This window comes from Ornithinibacillus massiliensis (assembly GCF_018310345.1).
GTDB lineage: Bacteria > Bacillota > Bacilli > Bacillales > Amphibacillaceae > Ornithinibacillus > Ornithinibacillus massiliensis.
The window spans coordinates 1,683-5,367 of the sequence record NZ_JAGXBY010000012.1; the positions used below are offsets into that span (position 1 = coordinate 1,683).

Consider the following 3,685-nt stretch of genomic DNA (forward strand, 5'->3'; position numbering starts at 1 on the left):
TGTACCTTGAAAACTAAATAAGAGTAACAACGACATCAAACTTTAAAGCAAGGCTATTAATATAGTGAAACGCTTATTCATAATTAGTTAAGTGAATAAGGGCGCACGGTGGATGCCTTGGCACTAGGAGCCGATGAAGGACGGGACTAACACCGATATGCCTCGGGGAGTCGTAAGTAGACTTCGATCCGAGGATTTCCGAATGGGGGAACCCACTGTTCGTAATGGAACAGTATCCATATCTGAATACATAGGGTATGGAAGGCAGACCCGGGGAACTGAAACATCTCATTACCCGGAGGAAGAGAAAGCAAATGCGATTTCCTGAGTAGCGGCGAGCGAAACGGAAACAGCCCAAACCAAAAAGCTTGCTTTTTGGGGTTGTAGGACACTCCATACGGAGTTACAAAGGAATTCCTTAGATGAAGATACCTGGAAAGGTAAGCCGCAGAAGGTAACAGCCCTGTAATCGAAAAGGAATTCTCTCCGGAGTGTATCCTGAGTACGGCGGAACACGTGAAATTCCGTCGGAATCCGGGAGGACCATCTCCCAAGGCTAAATACTACCTAGTGACCGATAGTGAACCAGTACCGTGAGGGAAAGGTGAAAAGCACCCCGGAAGGGGAGTGAAAGAGAACCTGAAACCGTGTGCCTACAAGTAGTCGGAGCACGTTAATGTGTGACGGCGTACCTTTTGTAGAATGGACCGGCGAGTTACGATCGTATGCGAGGTTAAGTGGAAGACACGGAGCCGTAGCGAAAGCGAGTCTGAATAGGGCGAATTAGTATGCGGTCGTAGACCCGAAACCGTGTGATCTACCCATGTCCAGGGTGAAGGTCAGGTAACACTGACTGGAGGCCCGAACCCACGTATGTTGAAAAATGCGGGGATGAGGTGTGGGTAGGGGTGAAATGCCAATCGAACACGGAGATAGCTGGTTCTCTCCGAAATAGCTTTAGGGCTAGCCTCAAGAGTTGAGTACTGGAGGTAGAGCACTGATTGGACTAGGGGCCCTCATCGGGTTACCGAATTCAGTCAAACTCCGAATGCCAGATACTTTATCTTGGGAGTCAGTCTATGGGTGATAAGGTTCATAGACGAAAGGGAAACAGCCCAGACCGCCAGCTAAGGTCCCAAAGTATACGTTAAGTGGAAAAGGATGTGGAGTTGCACAGACAACCAGGATGTTGGCTTAGAAGCAGCCACCATTTAAAGAGTGCGTAATAGCTCACTGGTCGAGTGACTCTGCGCCGAAAATATACCGGGGCTAAACGTATCACCGAAGCTGCGGATTGTTCTTACGAACAATGGTAGGAGAGCGTTCTAAGTGCTGTGAAGTCAGACCGTGAGGACTGGTGGAGCGCTTAGAAGTGAGAATGCCGGTATGAGTAGCGAAAAAAGAGTGAGAATCTCTTTCACCGAATGCCTAAGGTTTCCTGAGGAAGGCTCGTCCTCTCAGGGTTAGTCGGGACCTAAGCCGAGGCCGAAAGGCGTAGGCGATGGACAACAGGTTGATATTCCTGTACCACCTCATGATCGTTATGAGCGATGGGGGGACGCAGTAGGATAGGGAATGCGCACCACTGGATGTGTGCGCCCAAGCAGTGAGACTGTCAGGTAGGCAAATCCGCCTGGCGTAAGGTTGAGCTGTGATGGGGAGTGAAATATAGTAGCGAAGTTCCTGATTTCACACTGCCAAGAAAAGCCTCTAGCCAGATCATAGGTGCCCGTACCGCAAACCGACACAGGTAGGCGAGGAGAGAATCCTAAGGTGAGCGGGAGAACTCTCGTTAAGGAACTCGGCAAAATGACCCCGTAACTTCGGGAGAAGGGGTGCTTCTTGCATGAGAAGCCGCAGTGAATAGGCCCAAGCGACTGTTTAGCAAAAACACAGGTCTCTGCGAAGCCGAAAGGCGAAGTATAGGGGCTGACACCTGCCCGGTGCTGGAAGGTTAAGGGGATGAGTTAGGGTTTACCCGAAGCTTTGAACCGAAGCCCCAGTAAACGGCGGCCGTAACTATAACGGTCCTAAGGTAGCGAAATTCCTTGTCGGGTAAGTTCCGACCCGCACGAAAGGTGTAACGATTTGGGCACTGTCTCAACGAGAGACCCGGTGAAATTATACTATGCGTGAAGATGCGCATTACCCGCGACAGGACGGAAAGACCCCGTGGAGCTTTACTGTAGCCTGATATTGAATGTCTGTGCAGCTTGTACAGGATAGGTGGGAGCCTTAGAAACCGGAGCGCTAGCTTCGGTGGAGGCATCCGTGGGATACCACCCTGGCTGTATGGACCTTCTAACCCAGGACCGTAATCCGGTTCGGAGACAGTGTCAGGCGGGCAGTTTGACTGGGGCGGTCGCCTCCTAAAAGGTAACGGAGGCGCCCAAAGGTTCCCTCAGAATGGTTGGAAATCATTCGTAGAGTGTAAAGGCAGAAGGGAGCTTGACTGCGAGACCTACAAGTCGAGCAGGGACGAAAGTCGGGCTTAGTGATCCGGTGGTTCCGCATGGAAGGGCCATCGCTCAACGGATAAAAGCTACCCCGGGGATAACAGGCTTATCTCCCCCAAGAGTTCACATCGACGGGGAGGTTTGGCACCTCGATGTCGGCTCATCGCATCCTGGGGCTGTAGTCGGTCCCAAGGGTTGGGCTGTTCGCCCATTAAAGCGGTACGCGAGCTGGGTTCAGAACGTCGTGAGACAGTTCGGTCCCTATCCGTCGTGGGCGTTGGAAGTTTGAGAGGAGCTGTCCTTAGTACGAGAGGACCGGGATGGACACACCGCTGGTGTACCAGTTGTTCCGCCAGGAGCATAGCTGGGTAGCTACGTGTGGAAAGGATAAGTGCTGAAAGCATCTAAGCATGAAGCCCCCCTCAAGATGAGACTTCCCATCACTTCGAGTGAGTAAGATCCCTTAGAGACTATGAGGTTGATAGGTCCGAGGTGGAAGCGTGGTGACACGTGGAGCTGACGGATACTAATAGATCGAGGACTTAACTAACTTATTTGATATCGTTTGTTTACTCTTATTTAGTTTTTAGGGTATAATTATTTTAAAAAAACCCTTGCATTTCTCTTTGGAAATGCATATAATATATCTTGTCTTGATTTTAAGACAATGTCTGGTAGCGATAGCGAGAAGGTCACACCTGTTCCCATACCGAACACAGAAGTTAAGCTTCTCAGCGCCGATGGTAGTTGGGGCATTGCCCCTGCGAGAGTAGGACGCCGCCAGGCGGAGGATTAGCTCAGCTGGGAGAGCACCTGCCTTACAAGCAGGGGGTCACAGGTTCGAGCCCTGTATCCTCCACCATGCCGGCCTAGCTCAATTGGTAGAGCAACTGACTTGTAATCAGTAGGTTGGGGGTTCAAGTCCTCTGGCCGGCACCACTTTTCACTACGAGCCATTAGCTCAGTCGGTAGAGCAACGAGCAAGACTTCCACCGAATAAGCTACGAGTAACCCCGAAGCATACACATCCTTGAATATGCTTGGAGATGCAGGGGTAAACCTTAATGGACGCTCAATTTAATTTAGAATCACTCATTACTATGAGCCATTAGCTCAGTCGGTAGAGCATCTGACTTTTAATCAGAGGGTCGAAGGTTCGAATCCTTCATGGCTCACCATTTAAATATGCGGGTGTGGCGGAATTGGCAGACGCGCTAGACTTAGGATCT

General features: G+C 50.6%; 3 tRNA genes and 2 rRNA genes. All 5 read left to right on the top strand.

Features of this window, described 5'->3' with window-relative positions:
- Positions 1-85 precede the first annotated feature (85 nt).
- The 5 genes from KGF86_RS19110 to KGF86_RS19130 all read left to right on the top strand — a co-directional run bounded on the left by KGF86_RS19110 (position 86) and on the right by KGF86_RS19130 (position 3,634).
- A 23S ribosomal RNA gene (locus KGF86_RS19110) occupies positions 86-3,006 on the top strand.
- A 120-nt stretch (positions 3,007-3,126) separates the two neighbouring features.
- Positions 3,127-3,242, top strand: a 5S ribosomal RNA gene (rrf, locus tag KGF86_RS19115).
- Positions 3,243-3,318, top strand: a tRNA-Val gene (locus KGF86_RS19120).
- A 1-nt stretch (position 3,319) separates the two neighbouring features.
- Positions 3,320-3,395 (top strand) — tRNA-Thr (locus tag KGF86_RS19125).
- 163 nt (positions 3,396-3,558) lie between these two features.
- A tRNA-Lys gene (locus tag KGF86_RS19130) sits at positions 3,559-3,634 on the top strand.
- Positions 3,635-3,685: the final 51 nt, after the last annotated feature.